This is a genomic window from Methylobrevis pamukkalensis (genome assembly GCF_001720135.1).
Lineage (GTDB): Bacteria > Pseudomonadota > Alphaproteobacteria > Rhizobiales > Pleomorphomonadaceae > Methylobrevis > Methylobrevis pamukkalensis.
The window spans coordinates 1-625 of the sequence record NZ_MCRJ01000310.1 but is presented as its reverse complement, the minus strand read 5'-3'; the positions used below and the strand labels follow the sequence as shown (position 1 = coordinate 625).

General features: G+C 71.5%; 1 protein-coding gene. It reads left to right on the top strand.

Features of this window, described 5'->3' with window-relative positions:
* Positions 1-564: ABC transporter ATP-binding protein (locus A6302_RS20695; protein ID WP_069308551.1), on the top strand; the 564-nt coding region annotated here is incomplete at its 5' end.
* Positions 565-625: the final 61 nt, after the last annotated feature.

The window sequence follows — 625 nt, the reverse complement described above, 5'->3', positions numbered from 1 at the left end:
CTGCGCGACGTGCGCGCCGGCACGGTGTCGATGGACGGCGAGGAGATCACCCACCTTGCCCCGCACGAGCGGGTCCGGCGCGGCCTTGCGCAGGTGCCCGAGGGGCGGCGCCTGTTCGGCCGGATGACGGTGGCCGAGAATCTCGATCTCGGCGCCTATGTGCGCGAGGACCGGGCCAAGGCCCGCGAGGACCTGGAGGCGATCCTGGAGCTCTTTCCCCGCCTGCGCGAGCGCTACCGCCAGCTGGCCGGCACCCTGTCCGGCGGCGAGCAGCAGATGGTGGCGATGGGCCGGGCGATGATGGCCGATCCGTCGGTCCTGCTGCTCGACGAGCCGACCATGGGCCTGGCCCCGCAGATCGTCGACCTGGTGCTGGAGGCCGTCGAGCGCATCAACCGGCGCGGCGTCACCGTGCTGCTCGTGGAGCAGAACGCCTTCCGCGCCCTCGAGATCGCCGAGCGGGCCTTCGTGCTCGAAACCGGCGAGGTGACGCTCGAGGGCGCCGGCGCCGACCTTCTCACCCATCCGCGCGTGCAGAGCGCCTATCTCGGACACGAGGCATGACCATGTGTGCCACCCTTCGCCCGCAGGCGGTCCAGACCGTGACGGAGACCATGACGATCGG